A 22208-nucleotide genomic window follows, 5' to 3' on the forward strand; every position below is an offset into this window, starting at 1 on the left:
TCTTCTACTCAACGACGTGCCACCCGGCACGTGCGACTAGGAGGTAGTAAGTGAGTACCGACGATTTGTTGGCGAACTCCGGTAACGCCGCATGGATGCTGATGGCCGCATCACTGGTTCTGCTGATGACACCGGGTGTCGCGTTCTTCTACGGCGGCATGTCTCGGTCCAAGTCCGTGCTCAACATGATGATGATGTCCTTCGGTTCGATGGCCGTCATCGGTGTCATCTACGTGCTGTGGGGATGGTCCATGTCCTACGGCACCGAGAACATCGGTGGCATCTTCGCGAATCCCTTCGAGTTCTTCGGACTCAAGGACAGCATCACCGACGCGGACGGTAACTTCATTGCCGGTGCGTGGGGCTACCCCAATGTCATCGACATCGCCTTCCAGGTGACGTTCGCCATCATCACGACCGCACTTATCAGCGGTGCGTTGGCCGAGCGCGTGAAGTTCGGTACGTGGATGCTGTTCTCGGGCATCTGGGTCACGGTTGTCTACTTCCCGCTCGCTCACATGGTGTGGGGTGGCGGATTGCTCTCGGGTTCCGAGGACGGCATCGCCGCAAAGATCTTCGGCACCACCGATGACGGTGACGGTGGCCTCGTTGCCGCAGTCCCGCCGATCGACTTCGCCGGTGGCACAGTCGTTCACATCAACGCCGGTATGGCCGCTCTGGTTCTCGCTCTGATCGTCGGCAAGCGCGCCGGCTTCGGCAAGACCGCGTTCCGTCCGCACAACCTGCCGCTGGTCATGCTCGGTGCGGCTCTGCTCTGGTTCGGTTGGTTCGGCTTCAACGCCGGTTCCGCATTTGCTGCCGACGGTTTTGCCGGTCTCGCCTGGGTCAACACCACCACCGCTACCGCGGCTGCAATCCTGGCTTGGTTGCTCACGGAGCGTATCCGTGACGGACATGCCACCAGCCTCGGTGCTGCTTCCGGTGCTGTTGCCGGTCTTGTTGCCATCACCCCGGCAGCTGGTGCACTGAACCCGGTCGGCTCGATCTTCCTCGGCGCAATCGCCGGTATTCTCTCCGCTCTGGCCGTCGGCCTGAAGTTCCGCTTCGGCTTCGACGATTCGCTCGACGTTGTCGGTGTTCACCTCGTCTCCGGCCTGTGGGGCACGATCGGTATCGGATTCTTCGGTACGTCGACCGGTCTCTTCTACGGCGGTGACTACAAGCAGTTGGTGGTTCAGATCGTGATTGCAGTTGTCGCTCTTGTCTTCACCGGTGTTCTCACCGCGATCATCGGCTACGCACTCAAGCCCCTCGGATGGCGCATCTCGGCCGAGGACGAGGCTCGTGGAATCGACGAGACCCAACACGCAGAGACCGCATACGACCTCGCGTGATCAGCACGTGATTAAAGTGAAATCGCAGCACTTCAGAGTTGGGAAAGGGATGAGCACATGAAGCTGATCACAGCAATCGTCAAGCCGTTCACGCTCGAGGACGTCAAAACCGCGCTCGAGCAGGCCGGGGTGCTGGGTATGACTGTCAGTGAAGTTCAGGGTTACGGTCGTCAGAAGGGCCACACCGAGGTGTACCGAGGCGCGGAGTACTCCGTGGACTTCGTACCGAAGGTTCGGGTGGAGGTCGTGATCGACGACGCGGCTGTCGACAAGGTGGTCGAGGTGATCGTCGAGGCTGCGCGCACCGGCAAGATCGGTGACGGCAAGGTCTGGGTCTCGCCGGTCGAGTCGGTCATCCGGGTTCGTACCGGAGAACGTGGTGGCGATGCACTCTGACCCGAATGGGTCCGGGAACTTCGGCCCTGGTTCCGTCGCTAAGGCGACGGGGCCAGGGCCGGTCTCGTCAGGGGGATCCGATGAAGCCGCGGACCTGGCCCGCGCACGCAAGGCATTACTCGACGGTGGACCCAAGAATCGTCGGCTCGACGCACCTTCGCTGCGACACGCACTGGTTGATCTCCACGAGTTCTGGCTGACCACCAAGGGCGCCGAATTGGGAATCAAGCCCGACTGCGGATTTGCGATTGTTGCTGTCGGCGGGCTGGGCCGACGCGAATTGCTGCCCTATTCCGATCTCGATCTGATACTGCTGCACGACGACATGGATCCCGCCGTGGTGGCTCAGGTGGCGGAACGCCTCTGGTACCCGTTGTGGGACGCGCACATCAAGCTCGACCACAGCGTGCGGACGCTGCCGCAGGCCTTGCAGGTTGCGGCAACCGATATCACCGCGTCGCTTGGCATGCTGGAAGCTCGCCACATTGCCGGCGATATGGAACTCACCAATTTGCTGATCAGCGGTGTGCGACGCCAATGGCGGATGGACATTCGCTCGCGGTTCGACGATTTGATCGCGCAGACCCAGTCGCGGTGGGCGAGCAGCGGCGAGATCGCCCACCGAGCCGAGCCGGATCTCAAGAGCGGGCGCGGGGGACTGCGTGACGTGCAGTTGCTCAATGCCCTGTCCATCGCTCAGTTGACGGACGGCATGCCGGGGCTCGGTCCCAATTCGCCTGGCGGCGGTCTGGCACTGGCGCACCGGCGACTGCTCGACGTACGCACGGAGTTGCATCGCGTGGCCGGTCGGCCGCGGGATCAGCTGCGGGCGCAGGACGCCGACGAGATCGGCGCCGCCCTGCGGATCGGTGATCGATTCGATCTGGCTCGCCTGCTCAGCGAATCGGCACGCATTATCAGCTATTCGGTGGACGTCGGAATCCGTACTGCCGGAAACTCTTTGCCCAAGCGTGGGTTGTCGCGGCTCCGGCGGCCTCCGGTGCGTCATCCTCTGGACGAGGGTGTCGTAGAGCATGCCGGAGAAGTCGTGCTGGCGCGCGATGCTCGGCCCAAGAAGGACTCAGGGTTGATCATGCGCGTTGCGGCGGCTGCCGCAACCGGTGGGATGCCGATCTCGGCGTCGACGCTCAATCGCTTGGCGGACAACGCTCCTGAACTGCGCGAGCCGTGGCCTAAGAACGCGGTCAACGATCTTCTGGTGTTGTTGGGGTCGGGTTCTCGGGCGGTGCCGGTCATCGAGGCTTTGGATCGCACCGGATTGTGGGGGCGACTGTTGCCGGAGTGGGGCACGATTCGGGATCTGCCTCCGCGTGACGCCGTCCATACCTGGACGGTCGATCGGCACCTCGTCGAAACCGCCGCATACGCAAGCGGATTCACGACGCGGGTCGCGCGTCCGGATCTGCTGATGCTCGGAGCCTTGATTCACGACATCGGAAAGGGGCGCGGCGGCGATCACAGTGTGGTCGGCGCGGAACTGGCCACGGCAATCGGAAACAGGTTGGGGCTCTGGCCTTCCGACGTCGCAATGCTGTCCGCGATGGTCCGATATCACCTGTTGTTGCCGGAAACGGCGACGCGACGCGATCTGGACGATCCGGCGACGGTGCAGGGGGTCGTCGATTCACTGGGCGGTGACGGAACGCTGCTCGACCTTCTTCATGCACTCGCCGAAGCGGATTCTCTGGCAACGGGTCCGGGTGTGTGGGGTGATTGGAAATCGTCGTTGATCGGCGAACTGGTGCGTCGATGCCGCTTGCTGATGGCGGGGGAGGATCTGCCCGCTCCGGATCCGCTCGATCCCGAGCAGTTGTCCATCGCCGAGGACGGCGGTGTTCACGTGTCGTTGTCTCCGGCCGAGAACGCGCATACGTATGTCGTCACGGTCATTGCTCCGGATGCACCCGGCCTGTTGTCACGGGCCGCGGGGATTCTTGCGTTGTCGTCGCTTCGCGTGCATTCGGCTTCGCTGGGCGCCCACGCGGGATCTGCAGTCAACTCCTTTGTCGTGACTCCGCGTTTCGGGGCGCCGCCGCAAGCCGCGCTGCTGCGACAGGAGTTGATCCGTGCATCCGAGGGCGAGCTGAACCTCCTAGAGCTACTCGATGCCAAGGAAGAGGAAACTCGGGCGCAGCAGTGGGAAGATCCGATTGCGCTGAGCAAGAGTTCGGCGATCCCGGTCCTGTACGCACAGGCACCGCCGCGGGTGATCTGGTTCGATTCGCCTGGTGAGGGTCAGGCGATCCTCGAAGTACGTACCGAGGATCGCGTCGGATTGCTGTGTCGTCTGGCCGCAGCTCTCGAACGCAGCGGCGCCGACATCAGGTGGGCAAAAGTCGCGACCCTGGGCTCGTCTGTCATCGACTCGTTCTGCCTCGACTTCGGTGGGGCCGATTCGCGGGCCAGTCGTGAGCGCGTCGAGGCCGCCGTTCTGAGTGTTGTGCCGCTGCCGCAGCCGGAGAAAAAGCCGCAGTAGCGACACGCCTGAAAGCGGTTACGTCCGCATCGGCTGGGATCGATGCGGACGTAGCGGCTAGGCTGGTGCCCGAGAATATCCACGGCAAACTCGCACGACCTTCAGGAGCGCACTCGGTGTTCGAATCCCTTTCCGACAGATTGACCGGATCTCTCAAGGATCTGCGTGGTAAGGGTCGTCTGTCCGGCGCCGATATCGACGCGACCGCCCGTGAGATCCGCCTCGCACTTCTCGAGGCCGACGTTGCGCTGCCCGTCGTGCGCAGCTTCATCGCCAAGATCAAGGAACGCGCCAAGGGCGCCGAGGTGTCCGGTGCTCTCAACCCGGCGCAGCAGGTCGTCAAGATCGTCAACGAGGAACTTGTTCAGATCCTCGGCGGCGAAACTCGTCGGTTGCAGTTCGCCAAGAACCCCCCGACAGTCATCATGCTGGCCGGTCTGCAGGGTTCCGGTAAGACCACCCTCGCCGGCAAGCTGGCCAAGTGGCTCAAGGATCAGGGCCACACTCCACTTCTGGTTGCGTGTGACCTGCAGCGTCCCGGCGCCGTCACACAGCTGCAGATCGTCGGCGAACGCGCCGGTGCCGCCGTCTTCGCGCCGCACCCGGGTACGTCCATCGGCGGCGGCGAGAACGCTCTCGGCGTCTCCGCTGCCGACCCCGTCGAGGTAGCCCGAGCCGGCGTCGAAGAGGCGCGCAACAAGCAGTACGACGTGGTCATCGTCGACACCGCCGGCCGACTCGGCATCGACGCAGATCTGATGGAGCAGGCTGCCGGTATTCGTGACGCCGTCAACCCGGACGAGACAATTTTTGTTCTCGACTCGATGATCGGTCAGGACGCGGTCAGCACGGCCGAGGCGTTCCGTGAGGGTGTCGGCTTCACCGGTGTTGTCCTCACCAAGCTCGACGGCGACGCCCGTGGTGGCGCCGCGCTCAGCGTTCGTGAGATCACGGGCCAGCCGATTCTGTTCGCGTCGACGGGCGAGAAGCTCGAAGACTTCGACGTCTTCCACCCGGACCGTATGGCCAGCCGCATCCTCGGCATGGGCGATGTCCTGAGCCTGATCGAGCAGGCCGAGCAGGTCTTCGACGCCGAGCAGGCTGAAGCAACCGCCGCCAAGATCGGCTCCGGCCAGCTGACGCTCGAGGATTTCCTCGATCAGATGATGGCTGTCCGCAAGATGGGCCCGATCGGCAACCTTCTCGGCATGCTGCCAGGCGCAGGCGGAATGAAGGACGCGCTGGCCAACGTCGACGAGAAGCAACTCGACCGCATCCAGGCGATCATCCGCGGTATGACGCCCGCCGAGCGTGAAGACCCCAAGATCATCAACGCGTCCCGCCGTCTGCGCATCGCAAACGGTTCGGGTGTCAAGGTCTCCGACGTCAACCAGTTGGTGGACCGGTTCTTCGAGGCCCGAAAGATGATGGCCGCCATGGCCGGTCGCATGGGCATGCCCGGCGCCCGCAAGCAGGTGCGCAGCAAGAAGGGCAAGAAGGGCAAGAAGGGCGGCAAGGGTCCGACGCAGCCCAAGATGCGCGGAGGGTTCCCCGGCATGGGCGGATTCCCGGGTATGCCCGGTGGCATGCCTGCCGGAATGCCCGACCTGTCGAACATGCCCAAGGGACTCGACCAGTTGCCACCCGGACTCGAAGGCATCGACCTGTCGCAGCTCAAGCTGCCCAAGAAGTAAGCCCGTGAGCGCCCTCCATCTGCGCGGCATCGGTCTGCCCGATGCTGCGCCCATCGAACTGTGGATTGTCGACGGCAGGATCACCTTCGAACCGGTCGCAGGCGCCGAGACGATTGTCGATGCTGGGTGGATCACTCCCGGTCTTGTCGACGCGCATTGCCATGTCGGTATTCGCTACGGCGGGGGCGGCGGCGAGACCGTCGACGGTTTGATCGCTCAGGCACAAACCGAGCGCGACGCCGGTGTATTGCTGTTGCGTGACGCGGGATCACCCGTCGATACCCGATTCGTCGACGAGCGGGCCGATCTTCCCCGGATCATCCGTGCGGGTCAGCACATCGCTGCGCCCAAGCGCTACATCCCGGGGTTGCCGGTCGATCTCGACGACGAATCGCAGTTGCCTGCCGAGGTCGTGCGCCAAGCCAGGGCCGGTGACGGGTGGGTCAAGCTCGTCGGCGACTGGATCGACCGCTCTGTCGGCGACCTCGCGCCCCTGTGGAGCGACAAGATCCTGGTTGAAGCTATTGCGGCGGCTCACGCTGAAGGCGCCAAGGTCACGGCCCACGTTTTTGCCGAGGACGCACTTCCCGGCCTGATCAACGCCGGTATCGACTGCATCGAGCACGGCACCGGATTGACCGACGAGACCATCGAGATGATGGTTGCTCACGGCACCGCACTGGTGCCGACACTGATCAACATCGCGACATTCCCCGGAATCGCCGACTCCGCGACGCGGTACCCGATCTACGCGGCCCACATGCGCGATCTCCACTCGCGGCGCCATCGGACGATCGGTGCGGCGCACGAAGCCGGGATCCCGATCTACGCCGGCACTGATGCCGGAGGATCGATCCTGCACGGCCGGATCGCCGACGAGGTGGCTGAACTCCAGATCGCCGGGATGTCGTCACACGACGCGCTCGGTGCAGCCTGCTGGGACGCCCGGACGTGGCTGGGTGGATCCGGATTGGTCGAGGGTGCGCCCGCTGACCTGGTGGTATTCGACGAAGATCCGCGGGGAAACACCGCTGTGCTGGCGAAGCCCGCCCACGTGGTGCTTCGCGGCAATGTAATCGCCCGATAACGCTTGCCTGGATTTCATCCACAAGTAGGCATCTGGCACAATGGACGACTGTTCGTCGCAAACGGTTACGTACCGCTGCGACGGTCACAGGTTAGAGGCAAAACCGGGCCCCCAAATTCGTGGGGGTTGCTGAATTGCACGTGACACGCGCCGCACTGTTGTGCGCGCTGAAGGAGTACCGCAGCCATGGCTGTCAAGATCAAGCTCACCCGCCTCGGCAAGATCCGCAACGCTCAGTACCGCGTTGTCATCGCCGACTCCCGCACCCGTCGTGACGGCCGTGCGATCGAGACCATCGGCAAGTACCACCCCAAGGAAGAGCCGTCGCTGATCGACATCGATTCCGAGCGCGCTCAGTACTGGCTGTCCGTGGGCGCACAGCCCACCGAGCCCGTCGAGGCTCTCCTCAAGATCACCGGTGACTGGCAGAAGTTCAAGGGCCTCCCGGGCACCGAAGGCACCCTGCGTGTCAAGGAAGCCAAGCCCTCCAAGCTCGAACTGTTCCAGGCTGCACTCGCGCAGGCCGAGAACGAGCCGGTTGCAGAAGCAATCACCCCCAAGAAGAAGAAGGCTGCCAAGGCAGACGAGGCCAAGGCAGACGACGCCGCAGCCGACGCCGAGGCTCCCGCTGCAGACGCCGAGGCTGCTGACAAGTGAGTGCCGTCGTCGCTGATGCGGTAGAGCATTTGGTTCGCGGCATTGTCGCCAATCCTGACGACGTACGCGTCGAACTGATGACCGGACGCCGTGGACGTACCGTCGAGGTGCACGTGCACCCCGACGATCTCGGCAAGGTCATCGGCAGGGGCGGCCGCACCGCGACCGCTCTGCGCACCCTGGTCTCCGGTATCGGTGGCCGTGGCATTCGCGTCGACGTCGTCGACACCGATCAGTAGACGGCAGTATTTCACGTGGAACTCGTCGTCGGTCGTGTCGCGAAGTCGCATGGCATCAAAGGTGAGCTGGTCGTAGAGGTTCGTACTGACGAACCCGAAGAGCGCTTTGCCGTTGGAACTGTGCTGCGTGGGCATAAGCCACGCGAGTCCACTAGCAAGTCCTACACAGTAGAAGCCGCCCGGGATCATTCCGGGCGGCTCCTGCTGCGTCTCGAAGGCGTCAACGATCGCGGCGAGGCAGATGCCTTGCGCGGCACGTTGTTTGTCATCGACAGCAGTGAACTCGAACCGTCCGACGATCCGGACGAGTTCTACGATCACGAACTCGAAGGACTGAAGGTCGTTCTGGCCGACGGTACCGAGGTGGGTTCTGTGATCGAGGTATTGCACTCCGCCGCAGGCGAATTGCTTTCCATTCGCCGCACCGGTGAGGCATCGGGCGAGTTGTTGATCCCATTTGTCGCCGCCATCGTGACCAAGGTGTCGATTGCCGACGGCCTGGTTGAGATCACGCCTCCCGAGGGTCTGCTGGACCCTGACTTCGGTGACAAGTCGAACAGCGACAGCGACAAGTCGAACTCAGATCGCGACTGATCGATTCATGCGTCTCGACGTAGTCACCATTTTTCCCGAGTACCTCGAACCGCTTCGTGCCGCCTTGCTGGGCAAGGCAATCGAACGCGGCTTGATCTCGGTTGACGTCCATGATCTGCGTTCGTGGACCCATGACGTACACAAGGCCGTCGACGATTCCCCGTACGGCGGGGGACCTGGCATGGTCATGAAACCCACCGTGTGGGGTCCCGCCCTCGACGACGTCCTCGGCCGCTCCGATTCTTCCGGCCCGGATGATGCCGACACCATTTTGGTGGTGCCGACTCCCGCCGGTGTTCCCTTTACCCAGGCAACAGCGCATCGTTGGTCGAAGGCGCAGCATCTTGTGTTTGCCTGCGGCCGGTACGAGGGCATCGATCAACGAGTCTTCGACGACGCGGCCAAGCGGGTTCGCGTCGAAGAAGTCAGCATCGGCGATTACGTCCTGATCGGCGGCGAGGCTGCCGTACTGGTGATGGTGGAAGCAGTAGTTCGCTTGATGCCCGGTGTGCTCGGCAATCAGCTGTCGCACCAAGAGGATTCGTTCTCCGACGGTCTTCTCGAAGGGCCGAGCTACACCCGCCCGGCGGTCTGGCGCGACCTCGAAGTTCCGCCTGTTCTGCTGTCCGGCGATCACGCAAAGATCAAGGCATGGCGCCATGAGCAGTCGCTGCAGCGCACCGCCGAACGTCGGCCGGATCTGCTGCCCTAGCTGTTTCGCTTCAGCCAGGTGACGCTCGCGCCGTTGTCGAAGGCTTCACTGGCCGTGGGCGTGAAAAGTATCGGCTCGAATGTACCGGCGATCATCGGTGTCCCCGCACCCACGATGACCGGGTACCTTTTGATGATCAATTCGTCGATCTCCGGTAGCAGTTCCCCGGCAAGTATTCCGCCGCCGCACAGCCAGATATCTTGTCCTTCTTGGGCTTTGAGTTCCTTGATCTTCGTTACCGGGTCCGTGCGCACCAGGTTGACTGCCGGATCGTCGATATCCGGGAGCGTGGTCGATACGACGTATTGCCGAAGGTGCGCGTATGGACTGCTCACGCCGACGCTTCGTGCGGGCTCGTAGGAACCGCGGCCCATGAGGACGGTGTCGAAAACTCTGTTCGGTGGGTTGCCCATCCCGACGTGGGGCCGGATGTGCGTGGGTACGGTTTCCGGGTAACGCTCGTTCATCGACGCGGTCATCTGGTCGGAGAGCGGAAAGAAATCGAACTCTCCTCCGGGGCCCGCGATGTATCCGTCCAGCGTTGTTCCGACGTAGTACACAAGCTTGCGCATGTAAAACTCCGTTCGTAGTACTCTGTTTGTAGTGGTTTAATTTAGGGTCGTGACAGGAGCGGTGTCAAGTGCGAAAAAACCCGGAACGCCGGCTGGCGCTGATCGATGCGGCAATCGAGGTGCTGGCGCGAGAAGGCGCTAGAGGCTTGACATTTCGAGCCGTCGATACGCAGGCGGCCGTGCCGAACGGAACTGCGTCGAACTACTTCGCAAATCGCGACGACCTACTCACCCAATCCGGTGGCCGGATCTACGAGCGACTGATTCCGGACGACCTCGAAGGGATGATCGATCCCGTCAACGGCACCGATCGTGAGCGCCTGGTGACGCTCATGCTCGACGTGGTCGAGCGGGTCACCTCATTCGGGACCGGATTCCTCGCATTGATGGAGCTGCGCCTCGAGGCGACGCGTCGGCCTGATCTTCGAGCTGTTCTGACGGTCCGCATCCGAGAAGACTTCGAACTCAACGTCGCCAACCATCTGGCCTCGGGAGTGCCAGGTGATGCGATGACCGTTCGACTGCTCTACATGTCGTTGAACTGGCTGGTTCTCGATCGGCTCACCCTGCCGAATCTTTTCGGGCAGGAGGACGTTCGTGCCGTCGTCGAGGCGGCGGTGGATCGGGCCTTGCCGCCACAGCGGTAGCAGGTCAGTGATCGGTAACAGGTCAGTGGTTGTCGGTGCTGCGCCGGAACGAGAAGTATCGATGCCCCAGAAAACTCACGCCTGCCACGATCAGCATCACCACTGCCTGTGCCGGTAGTGGTGGCGCATGGAGAACCGACACCGCAAAAGTCCCCAGGATCAGATTCAGTACCAGTCCACCGGAATTGACGACGATAAACGCCCCGAGGTCGCGGGCGAGGTGACCCCGGACGCGGAAGACCAGAGTTCGGTGCAGCACAAACGCGATCAGGACGCTGATGCTGTAGGAACCGATCAGCGCGACCGGGTAGAGGTTGTCGTTGCCCAACGCGAGCATCCAGATGACGAACAGCCCGTATCCGATGGCTGTATTCGCCACTCCCACAACGGCAAATGCGATCGGCTGATGTTTCACGATTCGCAGCAGCGGGCCCGGGTCGGCAACTGGGGCGGTGTCCTCGCTCACGATGCGTTGTTCGTTGCGTCGTCGATCCGGTCGCGTCGACGGCCGCGCAGATACATCCATTCGAGTACGCCGAGGCCGAGAATTCCGGCGACCATCGACGCGCCGCCGATCTTCCATCCCGGCGGACGCCAGGTGAGAACAAGTTCCGCGTCCTTTGTTCCGGCTGGAACATCCACGGTGACAAAGGACTTCGCAACAACGTCGATGGGAACAGGCTCACCGTTCAGGGTGGCGCGGTAGCCAGGCCAGCCGAGACGGGCGAAGACGACCTTCCCGCCGCCGCTCGAGCTGACTCGAAGAGTGCTCGACATGTTCGTCTCGGCGACCGACGTCGCTTCCACCCCTTCGGTGTGCGAGATTCGGCCGTTGCGGGTGGAGACTGGACCGTCGACGCGTTCGAGTACAGAGATGTAGTTGTCGTGGCCGGGGTAGTCGACCCATTTCCAGCCGTCGGGGGCCGGCTGGTTACGAGCATCGGGATACAACGCGTTCTGCAGAACCACGCGGTCCACGTTCATGAGATCGACTAGGGTGCGGCCAGTTTCGGGTTCGACGGCGAAGACCCGTGCGAACGCGTCGGGGCACACGCTCATATCCCACCGCATGCACAGGAGATTGCCGAAGTAGTAGTGCCCGTTGGGGGTGTAACCGCTGGTGTAGGTGAGTTCCAGATCTTTCGGATAGTTTCCGAAAGCCAGTGAGCCGTATGCGCCGTCGAGGGTGCGTTGGTCGGGGGCGATGAGCGCGCGATCGGCGAGTTGCAGTGTTGTTCCGTCGAAGTCGGGGAAAGCTGCTTTCATGTCCGAGCGCGACTCCGGCAGGTTCCAGCTCATCGGTGTCGGTTGCGCGGCGCGCACCTGGGCGTAAGCGATGGGGGAGACTGCGGCAATAGCGAGGATGCAGGCCGCGGCCGTTCCCTTCGTTCGGCCGAGCCAGACCATCGCGGCGCCGAGAGCAGCGACGGCGACGGCCGAGATCACGTGCCATTCCAGGAGGCTGGGCGCAGCCGACGCCGAGCGGATCAGGAGTAAGCCCACCAGGATTCCGGCGGCCGCGCCGCGGCGACGCCAGTTGTCGGTGGTGGCGTAGCGCCCGAGCAGGATGCACACCAGAAGTAGCAGTCCGATCGCCACCATCGGGAGCACCCGAGCGGGCCAGCGGAGGGGGCCGATGGTGCTGGGTCCGGCAGTCCACATGAGTACTGCCACCGTGAAAATTCCGACGGCCGTCAGTTCGCGTGCGGCGCCGCGAGCTTTGCCCCAGTCGATGAATGCAAGCGCAGGAATCAGGAACCAGGCGATGTAGACCATCGGCATGGTCTGGATGTAGCCCCACCACGAAACAAACGCGGGCATCGTGCTCGGCAGGCTGGCGTTGAGGGATTCCGACCACGGTACGGCGAGGAAGGCGTCGTTCTTGACCTCGGATGCGCCGCGCCAGGTGACGTCGGCGGTGAGCAGACTCGGCAGGTAGGTTGCGAGGCCCGCCAGCGCGGCACACGCGGAGACTGCGAGGAGCCGCAGCGATGGCAGCCAGCGTCGTTGGTAGACCACTTCGCCGATGGCCACAGCAACGATCATCAGACCGGATTCGACTGCGGGAAACACGTATTGGACCGACATCGCGAGATACAGGAACACAAACGTCGGTATCGGACCGCTCTTGCCGCGGGAGTACCGGATCGCCGACGCCCAGGCCTGCACCATCCAGGCGGTGCCGGTAAAGGCCGTCATCCAACTGGCCTCGTCGAAGAACAGCAGGAAACCGGTGAAGGGAATCGAGACGCCGGCTACGGCCGCCCACGCGGGCTTGGAGCCGTATTCGAGGCAGATCCGAAATACACCGAGGCCGAGGATGATCGCGAAGATCAGCTTGACCAGCGTTGCGTATAACGCGAGGTTGTCGAAGGACGGCGCTATCAGGTCGATGAGCAGTTGTGGTGGGTTGAGAAGGCCGGCTTCCTCGATGGCGTAGTTCCCGGCCATCCAGTTCTCCGGCACCAGGACTGGTAGGTGGCCCTCGCGCAGATTTCGGCCCAACATCACCCACAACGGGGCGTACTGGGACTCGGTGTCATCGGTGTAGAAATGGCGTGCATTTGCCAGGACGACAGCGATGTATCCCGCGATAACACCGACCGCAGTACCGGCACCCCATTTGTACACGTCAGCTCTGGCGCGAATGCGAGTTTCCACCACGAGTTCCAGACCTTAACAGGATGGGGGAATCGTGCCATGACGCGTGCAGGTAAACCGTTGGCAAAGTACAAGAGTCGTACACGCGCGCGTGTTAAAGTTCGCGGCGGTGTGAGTCCGGTCGCACTGATCACTCGACCCTTCGTCGAGTTCCCGAAGGGAGCAGTAAGCGAGTGCACTCGATCTCCGTCGTGGTGCCTGTATACCAGGGCGAACGCACGATTTCCGCGCTGGTCGACGAGCTGAACACTCTCACCGGTACCTGTGTCACTGCAGGTGGTGCCGAATTTTCGGTCGACGAGATCGTCCTTGTCCATGACAACGGGCCAGATCGCTCCGACGTCGTTCTTCTCGAGTTGGAACGCCGTTTCAACCACGTACGGGTGATTTGGCTGAGCCGCAACTACGGCCAGGACGCCGCAACGATTGCCGGTATGGCTGCTGCCCGCGGCGACTGGATTGTCACGATGGACGAGGACGGGCAGCATGACCCGGCGTCAATCAGCGCGTTTCTCGACACCGCACTCCGAGAACATGCCGATCTAGTCTATTCGAAGCCGGTCAATACCCGCCCCCACGGATTCTTGCGGAACGTGACGTCGCGGGGCGCAAAGATGGTTCTGGCTACGGTGTTCGCGTTCCCGGCATCGGCGCAATTCGAGAGCTTCAGACTTGTTCGCGGCGACATCGCGAGACAACTGGCGGAGGTAGCCGCAAACGGTGCGTACCTCGACGTCGCTCTGACCTGGGTGGTGGGTAACACCGCCACCGTTCCGGTTAGCTTACGTGCGGAGGGCCGCGAGGAATCCGGCTACAACTACCGCCGGTTGTTCTCTCTGTTCTGGAAGATGGTGTTGTGCAGCGGAACCCGGGGTCTCCGATTGGTCAGCCTGCTCGGCGTGACTCTTGCGCTCGCCGGAGTGGTCGTCGCTGCGGTGATCTTCGTCCAGGCGGTGACCGGCGACAACAACGACCCTGAAGGCTGGGCATCGATGATCGTGGCGATGCTGCTCTGCTCGGGGGCAATTCTGTTCTCGCTTGGTCTCATTGCCGAATATCTCGGGGTTGCCCTGCATATTCTGGTGGGCAAACCCCTGTATCTCAAGGTCGATGCACCACGTCCGGGTGTAACTGAAATGGACGGTGTCACACGTGAACGCTGACCGCATCATCTTCAGTCGGCCCTACCGTGCCGCGAATGAATTGACCAATCTGGCAACGGTTCTGGAATCGGATCACATTCACGGCGACGGCACATTCACCGCCTCGTCCACCGCAAAGATCAAGGCGATCACCGGCGCCAAGCACGCCCTGCTGACAACCTCGTGCACACACGCGCTCGAACTCGGTGCACTTCTGTTGGAGATCGGGCCGGGCGACGAAGTCATCGTTCCAAGTTTTGCCTTCAGCTCCGCAGCAACCGCGGTCGCGCTGCGCGGGGCAACCGTCGTGTTCGTCGACATCGATCTGGAAACCGGCAACATCGATCCGGTCGCCGTCGCCGACGCGATCACACCGCGCACCAAAGCCGTGCTGGTCATGCACTACGGCGGTGTGGCAGCCGAGATGGAACCGCTGCTGGCACTCGCGAAGGAACACGGCTTTGCATTGATCGAGGACAACGCGCACGGACTGGGCGGCACGTGGCGGGGCCGAACACTCGGCACCATCGGCACCGTCGGCACTCAAAGTTTCCACGACACCAAGAACATTCATTGCGGCGAGGGTGGCGCGCTGCTGCTCTCCGACGATGCACTGATGGAGCGCGCCGAGATCATCCGCGAGAAGGGCACGAACCGTGCTCGTTTCCTGCGTGGTCAGGTGGATAAATACTCGTGGCAGGACATCGGCTCCAGCTATCTGCCCAGTGAACTCAACGCGGCAGTGCTCGACGCTCAACTAGCCGAATTCGACGCGATTCATGCGGGCCGTCATCGCGTCTGGGACGACTACAGCGAGAACCTGTCCGATTGGGCGAAGAATCACGACGTTCAACTGATGACTGTTCCGGACGATCGTGAGCACCCCGCGCACCTGTTCTATGTCCGGCTGCCGAACGAGCGTAGCCGCGACGCCATGATCCGGCACATGGCCGAGCGCGGCGTAGTGGCACCGTTTCATTACGTGCCCCTGGACACGAGTGCGGCCGGACTGCGCTACGGCCGAACACCTGTGCCGTGCGTCCGTAGCCTGCAGTTCTCGACCACGATTCTGCGGCTTCCACTGTGGCCGATGCTCACAGCCGACCAGCAGGGCCGCGTCGTAGATGCTGCGGCGTCGTATCGCGTGTAGTTAAGACTTCTAGGGCCCGGACGCTTCCTGAACGGGCTTTTCGGTTGTGGGTGTGGAGGGCGACCATTCGTCCACCGTGCCGTCGGGGAAAATGATCTGCGCTACGCCCGTGATGGTGTCGCGGGCGTGGAGCGCACTCTCGTCGTTGGTGGCGTCTGTCATCGAGGTATCCGGGATGAGTCCGTAGTTGTCGTCGTCCTGATACTGAATATCCTCGCGCGTGGTGACAGTCACGATGAATCGGTTGTCCTCGCCGACGATGCCGGTGGTCAGATGGACCCACTGGTCGCTGACACAACACATCCATCCCTGTTTGACGGCAAGCACCGGTTCGTTGAAGAGAGCGTCCGGGAGGCCGAAGCGTTGGTCGTAGCCGTCGGCGGCAGTCGCCGTGGATTCGCGGAGGTGGTCGACGATCAGATTGATCCGGTCCGCCCCCAGCCCTGCGGTGTCGTCGAGGACTCCGTCGTAGAACGTGATCAGATCGCGCGCCGTAGTTTCGGTGTTCCACCACAAACCGTCGTATGGGGCGGTGGTGGAGGTCAACGAGTATCGCTGCGCGACGCGGTTCACGAGGTCGGAGCCACCGGCAGCGTCCCACAGGAGATTGGCGGCCGTGTCATCGGAAGATTCGAGCATGGCAACCATGAGGGTGCGGTCGTCGTCGCCGAGCGGGCGTTCGCCACGCGAATCTTGATAGAGCAGATCCTCGGCGATGAAAAGCTTTGCTACCGAGGCTGTTTCGATCTGCTGATCGCCGCCCACCTCGAGATAGTTGTTCGTGGTGCGGTCGAAGACGGCAATCGACGCCTCTGCTCCGCGATCAAGTGCGGCAGTACGGGCCTGTTCGAGTCGCACGTCAAGGGCCTGCGCGAGCGGCACGCTTGTATCAGGGAATGGGGAGGTCTCGGTGGATGCTGCCTGGTTTGCGGCCGCGCTGCATGATGCCGCACAAGTAACTGCGGCAATCATTGCGATAACCCGGACGAACCGCGCAGTCATCAATTTCCCCCGGACTCCGGACACGGCGCTGTCTGCCGGTCTTCTTGTTCCAGGATAGCGGTAGGCTCGGTTCTCGTGATTCTCAAGACCGTGAACCAGCGCATTGCCGAGGAACTCGACGTCCGCGAAGGGCAGGTGGCTGCGGCCGTAGACCTGTTGGACGGCGGGGCCACCGTGCCCTTTATCGCCCGGTATCGAAAAGAAGTCACCGGCACTCTCGACGACGCTCAATTGAGACTTCTCGAGGAGCGGCTGCGCTACCTCCGCGAACTCGACGAGCGGCGCGACGCGGTTCTCGTCGAGATCGAATCCCAAGGAAAACTCGACGACGCCTTGCGTGGTCAGATCATGCTTGCCGACACAAAAGCGCGGCTAGAAGACATTTACCTGCCGTTCAAGAAGAAGCGCCGCACCAAGGCGCAGATCGCTCGCGAGGCCGGCCACGAGCCCGTGGCGGATGCGCTCATCGGGGATCCCACCACCGATCCCGCGCAGTATTCGGAGGAACAACTCGACGGTGCGCGATCGATCCTGGTCGAGCGCTTTGCCGAAGATGCCGATCTCGTCGGTGAATTGCGCGAGTTGATGTGGACCCGCGGACAGGTTGTTTCCGCGGTTCGTAAGGGCAAGGAAACCGATGGCTCGAAGTTTGCTGACTACTTCGAGTTCTCCGAACCCTTCGCAAAACTTCCGTCCCACCGAATCCTCGCGGTACTGCGCGGCGAGAAGGAAGAAGTGCTGTCGGTGACGATGGCACCCGATACCGCGGAACTCGCACCGGGGGAGCGGACGGTCTACGAAGGCCGCATCGCAACCCGGTTCGACATTGCGGATCGTGGACGCGCAGCCGACGGCTGGCTCCTCGACACCGTTCGATGGGCGTGGCGGACCAAGTTTGCAGTCACCCTCGGCGTCGACGTCCGGATGCGCCTGCGCCAGTCTGCGGAGAAGGACGCCGTCGACGTGTTCGCGACCAACCTCAAGGACCTTCTGCTGGCAGCGCCGGCCGGCGCTCGTCCGACCATGGGTCTCGACCCCGGATTCCGAACGGGCACAAAGGTTGCCGTCGTCGACGGTACGGGCAAGGTGGTTGCGTACGAGACTATTTACCCGCATCAGCCCCACAATAAGCGAGACGCTGCTCTGGCCACACTGGCGAGCTTGGTCGCCAAGCACGGCGTCGAATTGATCGCCATCGGCAACGGCACCGCGTCACGTGAGACCGATACGTTGGCCGGCGACCTGATCACCAAGTCCGGCGCCACCAACCTGACCAAGATCGTTGTCTCCGAAGCCGGTGCGTCCGTGTACTCGGCGTCGGCCTACGCATCTGCGGAACTGCCGGACCTCGACGTGTCCATCCGCGGAGCCGTCTCCATCGCGCGTCGCCTTCAGGATCCCCTCGCCGAACTGGTGAAGATCGACCCGAAGTCCATCGGCGTCGGCCAGTACCAGCACGACATCACCGAATCGCTCCTCTCTCGTTCACTCAACGCCGTGGTCGAGGATGCTGTGAACTCGGTGGGCGTCGACGTGAACACGGCGTCGGTCCCGCTGCTGGCTCGTGTCTCGGGTATTGCCGGTTCGCTGGCGGAAAGCATTGTGTCGCATCGAGATCAGAATGGTCCGTTCCGAACGCGCAAGGCGCTCAAGGACGTCTCGCGGTTGGGACCCAAGGCATTCGAGCAGTGCGCGGGCTTCCTCCGCATCGCCGACGGCGACGACCCGCTCGACGCGTCGAGTGTGCACCCCGAGGCGTATCCCGTCGTCCGCAAGATCGTCGCGAGCGCAGGTGGTGACGTCAGTAGTGTCATCGGCAACGCGACGGCGTTGCGCTCGGTGCGCGCCGCAGATTTTGTCGACGACCGCTTCGGCCTTCCCACTGTCACGGACATCATCGCCGAACTCGAGAAGCCGGGCCGTGATCCGCGTCCGGAGTTCAAGACGGCCACCTTTGCCGCAGGCATCGAGAAGGTCGCACATCTCAAGCCCGGAATGGTGCTCGAAGGCGTAGTCACCAACGTCGCCGCCTTCGGTGCCTTCGTCGATGTGGGAGTGCACCAGGACGGATTGGTCCACGTCTCCGCGATGTCGCACAGCTTCGTCAAGGACCCGCGGGAAGTGGTGAAGTCGGGTGACGTCGTCAAGGTCAAGGTTCTCGAGGTCGACGAGGCTCGCCAGCGCATCGCGCTGACACTGCGACTCGACGACGAGGTCGGTGCGCCGCCGCGAAAGTCCGATGGTCCTCGCGGTGGGCAGAACCCGCGTCAGGGGCAGGGGCAGGGGCAGGGCGGGCAGCAGCAGCGCCGCGGCGGTGGCCAGCAGCAGGGCGGTCGGGACAAGCGCCCGGACAACCGGGCGCCGGCGTCCGGGTCGATGGCCGATGCCTTGCGAAATGCGGGATTCGGCAAATAAGAGGGTTCGAATGATTCACCCCGCCCGGTTTGTCACAATTGAGCAGACCGGGTCGGGGGACTTCGTGGAGTGAGGGCAGTAATGGGCGAGTGGCTCGACCGCGAGATCGTCGCCCACGGCCGACTGCCGCTGTTGTTCTTTCTTCTCGGGTTTCTCGCTGCGTTCCTGTTCATTCGGCTCAGCGTGCGAATGATCCGCGCGCAGGTGAAGTGGTGGCCGGGCAACATCACTCCGGGTGGTCAGCACGTTCACCATGTGGTCTTCGGCGTTGTTGCCATGATCGCCTCGGGCGGCGCACTGATCGCGGTCTACGTGGACGGCTCCCAAACCACTGGCGCCGTCCTCGCCGCGATCTTCGGGATGGGCGCCGCGTTGGTGCTCGACGAGTTTGCGCTCATCTTCTATTTGAAGGACGTCTACTGGTCGGAGCAGGGCAGGACGTCGGTCGACGCGGTTTTTGTCGCCATCGCGGTGACAGGCCTCGTTCTGCTCGGCTTCCGTCCGCTAGAGCTGCTGGACTTGGCCGGCTTCCGCGAGGAAAGAAACCCCTGGATCAGATTGGCCTTCGTGTTTGTCGCTCTGATCAACTTCGGCCTGGCCGCGATCGTGATTCTCAAAGGCAAGATCTGGACGGGTCTCGTCGGATTGTTTGTCCTTCCACTGCTGATCATCGGAGCGATCAGACTCAGTAGGCCTGGTGCGCCGTGGGCGCGGTGGCGGTACACCCGCAAACCGAAAAGAATGAAACGGGCGCTCGAACGTGAACGAAAATGGCGACGCCCCGTTATCCGGGCCAAGATCTACGTCCAGGATCTGATCGCCGGGTCGCCGAGCGTCGAACATGCGATGGCCGCGGCGGAGGAGGAACTCGACCACACGATTCAACCGGCTCCGCCACCTCCGGTTTCGCCCTTACTGTCCGCGTCTGGCACAATGGACGGGTTGCCTGGACCAGGCAGCAGTACTTGATCTGGGCACGAACCAGTCGAGCGTCGTATCGGGCTTACCGAAGCGTCGCCGCTCGGTTCCTCTGCTCCTGCGAAATGCAAGGATGACACATGAACACTTTGGACTTCCTGGATAAGAAGTCGCTGCGCGACGACATTCCTGACTTCCGCCCCGGCGACACGCTCAACGTGAACGTCAAGGTTATCGAAGGCTCGAAGGAGCGCGTGCAGGTCTTCAAGGGCGTCGTTATTCGTCGTCAGGGTGGCGGCGTTCGCGAAACCTTCACCGTCCGCAAGGTTTCCTTCGGCGTCGGTGTCGAGCGTACGTTCCCGGTTCACAGCCCCACGCTGGCCTCCATCGAGGTTCTGACCCGCGGTGACGTTCGTCGCGCGAAGCTGTACTACCTGCGCGAGCTGCGCGGCAAGAAGGCAAAGATCAAGGAAAAGCGCTGATCTTTCTTATTGGCCCGGCACCGCGTACGCGCGGTGTCGGGCTAATCTGTTTCTGTGGCAGATTCTTCGAAGGAGCAGGCATTGTCGTCCGGACCCGAGAATCAGGATGGAACAGGTAATCCCGAGGAACAGAACACTCCTCGACCACAGACATCTCACCGCTCACCCAAGAAACAACGATCGTTCTTCCGGGAACTCCCGATACTGATCGGGGTGGCGCTGGTTCTCAGCATCGTTTTACAAGCATTCGTCTTTCGCGTTTTCCTCATTCCGTCCGAGTCGATGGAGCCGACCCTGCACGGCTGTGCAGGATGTACCGGTGACCGCATCGTGGTGGAAAAGATCGGATACCGCTTCGGAGATCCGCAGCCCGGCGACGTAGTCGTCTTCAAGGGCCCCGATTCATGGAACACCCACTACACCTCCACGCGGTCGGACAACGTCGTGATGCGCGGAATCCAGGAGGTCGGGTCGTGGGTCGGCCTGGTCCCGCCCGACGAGAACGACTTGGTCAAGCGCGTCATCGCCACCGGCGGACAAACCGTCGAGTGCTGTGACGAACAGGGTCGAGTCCTCGTGGACGGCAAACCGCTCGACGAGCCCTACGTCAAGATGGACTACCCGTTCACTCCCGGCGTCCAGGATTGCCAAACCGCTGTTCAATCCGGCCGATGCTTTGCTCCCGTCACCGTGCCCGAGGGACACGTGTGGGTGATGGGCGACAACCGGAGCAATTCCGCCGATTCGCGCGCCCATGTGCAGGACGAGCTCCAGGGGACGATCCCGCTCGACAACATCATCGGTCAGGCACGCTTCATCGTTCTCCCGCCCTCACGGATGGGTAGCATCAGTTCACCTGATCCCCAAAGCAATTGAGTGCAGAAGACCGTGAGTAGTTCGAGTACTTGGCCACCCCGAGTGGTCATTCGCAGATCAACAGGTTTGCGAACGATGGAGTCTGCGCTGTATCGAACGGGGATGGGTCCGGTTGCCGGTGTCGACGAAGCCGGACGCGGTGCGTGCGCCGGCCCACTGGTCATCGCGGCGTGTGTTCTGGCGCCGAAACCGCATGTGGCCCTTGCTCGTCTCGACGATTCGAAGAAGCTCACCGAACGCGCCCGCGAAGAACTCTTTCCGAAGATCAAACGGCTGGCATTGTCCTGGAGTGTCATTTCTGTCGAAGCCGAGGAAATCGATCGAATCGGCATCCACGTCGCCAACATAGAAGGAATGCGACGCGCTGTCGCCGGCCTCGAGACTCCACCCGGATATGTGCTCACCGACGGGTTTCGAGTTCCCGGCCTGCCCGCGCCGTCGCTGCCCGTTATCGGTGGTGATGCCGCAGCCGCGTGCATTGCCGCCGCCAGCGTGCTCGCCAAAGTGACGCGCGATCACGTCATGGAAGAGATGGACGGCACCCATCCCGGATACGGCTTTGCGATCCACAAGGGATACAGCACACCCGTGCACATGGACGCGCTCGACGAGCTGGGCCCGTGCCCGGAGCACCGGATGACGTACGCCAATGTCGTTGCTGCGGGACTCCGGGTGGAGCAGCGCGCGGGGCATACGGGATGATGAAGGTTCAGACGAACTGGGAGGACTGGCTAAACCGATGAGTGCCGAGGATCTCGAGAAGTACGAAACCGAGATGGAGCTGTCGCTCTACCGCGAATACCGGGACATCGTCGGACAGTTCTCCTACGTCGTGGAGACCGAACGACGTTTCTATCTCGCCAACACGGTCGAGTTGCTGCCCCATAATTCGGATGGCGAGATCTACTTCGAACTGCGGATGTCCGACGCGTGGGTGTGGGACATGTACCGCCCCGCGCGATTCGTGAAATACGTGCGCGTCGTGACGTTCAAGGACGTCAACATCGAAGAGCTGGACAAGCCGGATCTGCGCCTGCCGGACTGAGCTTGGCTCACATGGACTTTTGCGCACAATGACGGCCTCGCCGATTTTCGGCGGGGCCGTCATTGTT

22 protein-coding genes are annotated in these 22208 nt (G+C 62.5%); 18 read left to right on the plus strand and 4 right to left on the minus strand.

All coding sequences use genetic code 11. The features are described 5' to 3' along the window. Positions 1 to 95: 95 nt before the first annotated feature. The 9 genes from R4P64_RS14540 (at position 96) to trmD (ending at position 9231) form a co-directional block, all read left to right on the plus strand. Entirely contained in the window at positions 96 to 1355 is a 1260-nt protein-coding gene (locus tag R4P64_RS14540; protein WP_045067926.1) for an ammonium transporter, read from the plus strand. Positions 1356 to 1412: 57 nt separating this feature from the next. Then, positions 1413 to 1751, plus strand: a complete 339-nt coding sequence (locus tag R4P64_RS14545; RefSeq protein WP_033236555.1) for a P-II family nitrogen regulator — start codon at positions 1413 to 1415, stop codon at positions 1749 to 1751. Next, positions 1741 to 4248, plus strand: a complete 2508-nt coding sequence (locus R4P64_RS14550; protein WP_092808602.1) for a [protein-PII] uridylyltransferase — start codon at positions 1741 to 1743, stop codon at positions 4246 to 4248. Before R4P64_RS14545 ends, R4P64_RS14550 begins: the two co-directional genes overlap by 11 nt. Before the next feature lie 116 nt (positions 4249 to 4364). Continuing rightward, a complete protein-coding gene (ffh, locus tag R4P64_RS14555; RefSeq protein ID WP_033236554.1) occupies positions 4365 to 5942 on the plus strand; it encodes a signal recognition particle protein in 1578 nt (525 codons plus the stop codon). Positions 5943 to 5946: 4 nt separating this feature from the next. Continuing rightward, entirely contained in the window at positions 5947 to 7029 is a 1083-nt protein-coding gene (locus tag R4P64_RS14560) for an amidohydrolase family protein (protein WP_095885962.1), read from the plus strand. Between the two features lie 186 nt (positions 7030 to 7215). Beyond that, positions 7216 to 7686 (plus strand): 30S ribosomal protein S16, encoded by a 471-nt coding sequence (rpsP, locus tag R4P64_RS14565; RefSeq protein WP_033236552.1) that lies wholly within the window; start codon positions 7216 to 7218, stop codon positions 7684 to 7686. Next, positions 7683 to 7925, plus strand: a complete 243-nt coding sequence (locus R4P64_RS14570) for an RNA-binding protein (RefSeq protein WP_033236551.1) — start codon at positions 7683 to 7685, stop codon at positions 7923 to 7925. The genes rpsP and R4P64_RS14570 overlap by 4 nt, the downstream gene beginning before the upstream one ends. Positions 7926 to 7940: 15 nt before the next feature. Next, a complete protein-coding gene (gene rimM, locus R4P64_RS14575) occupies positions 7941 to 8519 on the plus strand; it encodes a ribosome maturation factor RimM (protein WP_033236550.1) in 579 nt (192 codons plus the stop codon). Positions 8520 to 8526: 7 nt separating this feature from the next. Further along, the gene (trmD, locus tag R4P64_RS14580) at positions 8527 to 9231 is read left to right on the plus strand and encodes a tRNA (guanosine(37)-N1)-methyltransferase TrmD (protein WP_033236549.1); all 705 of its coding nucleotides are present in this window, start codon (positions 8527 to 8529) and stop codon (positions 9229 to 9231) included. Here trmD and R4P64_RS14585 read toward each other — a convergent pair. Continuing rightward, on the minus strand, positions 9228 to 9803 hold the full coding sequence (locus R4P64_RS14585) for a dihydrofolate reductase family protein (protein WP_317821369.1): 576 nt from the start codon (positions 9801 to 9803) through the stop codon (positions 9228 to 9230). The genes trmD and R4P64_RS14585 overlap by 4 nt on opposite strands. Positions 9804 to 9871: 68 nt before the next feature. Between R4P64_RS14585 and R4P64_RS14590 the strand changes: the two genes are divergently transcribed. Then, on the plus strand, positions 9872 to 10450 hold the full coding sequence (locus R4P64_RS14590; RefSeq protein WP_317821371.1) for a TetR/AcrR family transcriptional regulator: 579 nt from the start codon (positions 9872 to 9874) through the stop codon (positions 10448 to 10450). A 22-nt stretch (positions 10451 to 10472) separates the two neighbouring features. On the opposite strand, the gene R4P64_RS14595 is transcribed toward R4P64_RS14590, so the two are convergent. Next, on the minus strand, positions 10473 to 10916 hold the full coding sequence (locus tag R4P64_RS14595; protein ID WP_033236546.1) for a GtrA family protein: 444 nt from the start codon (positions 10914 to 10916) through the stop codon (positions 10473 to 10475). Continuing rightward, positions 10913 to 13111 carry a hypothetical protein gene (locus R4P64_RS14600; RefSeq protein ID WP_317821374.1) on the minus strand — a complete coding sequence of 733 codons (2199 nt, stop codon included), beginning with the start codon at positions 13109 to 13111 and terminating at the stop codon, positions 10913 to 10915. The genes R4P64_RS14595 and R4P64_RS14600 overlap by 4 nt, the downstream gene beginning before the upstream one ends. A 173-nt stretch (positions 13112 to 13284) precedes the next feature. Here R4P64_RS14600 and R4P64_RS14605 point away from each other — a divergent pair, with 173 nt between their 5' ends. Together R4P64_RS14605 and rffA are read left to right on the plus strand one after the other, a co-directional pair. Then, on the plus strand, positions 13285 to 14274 hold the full coding sequence (locus R4P64_RS14605) for a glycosyltransferase (protein WP_317821376.1): 990 nt from the start codon (positions 13285 to 13287) through the stop codon (positions 14272 to 14274). Then, a complete protein-coding gene (gene rffA / locus R4P64_RS14610; protein ID WP_317821378.1) occupies positions 14264 to 15403 on the plus strand; it encodes a dTDP-4-amino-4,6-dideoxygalactose transaminase in 1140 nt (379 codons plus the stop codon). Before R4P64_RS14605 ends, rffA begins: the two co-directional genes overlap by 11 nt. A 9-nt stretch (positions 15404 to 15412) precedes the next feature. Here the strand turns inward: rffA and R4P64_RS14615 are convergent, their stop codons facing one another. Further along, the gene (locus R4P64_RS14615; RefSeq protein WP_317821380.1) at positions 15413 to 16405 is read right to left on the minus strand and encodes a serine hydrolase; all 993 of its coding nucleotides are present in this window, start codon (positions 16403 to 16405) and stop codon (positions 15413 to 15415) included. A gap of 75 nt (positions 16406 to 16480) precedes the next feature. On the opposite strand from R4P64_RS14615, the gene R4P64_RS14620 reads away from it, so the two are divergent. The 6 genes from R4P64_RS14620 (at position 16481) to R4P64_RS14645 (ending at position 22141) form a co-directional block, all read left to right on the plus strand. Continuing rightward, entirely contained in the window at positions 16481 to 18820 is a 2340-nt protein-coding gene (locus R4P64_RS14620) for a Tex family protein (protein WP_092808526.1), read from the plus strand. 81 nt (positions 18821 to 18901) lie between these two features. Continuing rightward, the gene (locus tag R4P64_RS14625; RefSeq protein ID WP_033236540.1) at positions 18902 to 19789 is read left to right on the plus strand and encodes a hypothetical protein; all 888 of its coding nucleotides are present in this window, start codon (positions 18902 to 18904) and stop codon (positions 19787 to 19789) included. Positions 19790 to 19878: 89 nt separating this feature from the next. Further along, complete coding sequence (gene rplS / locus R4P64_RS14630; protein ID WP_033236539.1) at positions 19879 to 20220, plus strand: 50S ribosomal protein L19; 342 nt, start codon at positions 19879 to 19881, stop codon at positions 20218 to 20220. Between the two features lie 54 nt (positions 20221 to 20274). Next, positions 20275 to 21096 (plus strand): signal peptidase I, encoded by an 822-nt coding sequence (gene lepB, locus R4P64_RS14635; protein WP_116103125.1) that lies wholly within the window; start codon positions 20275 to 20277, stop codon positions 21094 to 21096. 12 nt (positions 21097 to 21108) lie between these two features. Beyond that, positions 21109 to 21798 (plus strand): ribonuclease HII, encoded by a 690-nt coding sequence (locus R4P64_RS14640; protein WP_095887784.1) that lies wholly within the window; start codon positions 21109 to 21111, stop codon positions 21796 to 21798. A gap of 37 nt (positions 21799 to 21835) precedes the next feature. Further along, positions 21836 to 22141 (plus strand): DUF2469 domain-containing protein, encoded by a 306-nt coding sequence (locus R4P64_RS14645; protein WP_003942715.1) that lies wholly within the window; start codon positions 21836 to 21838, stop codon positions 22139 to 22141. Positions 22142 to 22208: the final 67 nt, after the last annotated feature.

Source organism: Rhodococcus sp. IEGM 1366, assembly GCF_033142425.1.
GTDB lineage: Bacteria > Actinomycetota > Actinomycetes > Mycobacteriales > Mycobacteriaceae > Rhodococcus_F > Rhodococcus_F globerula.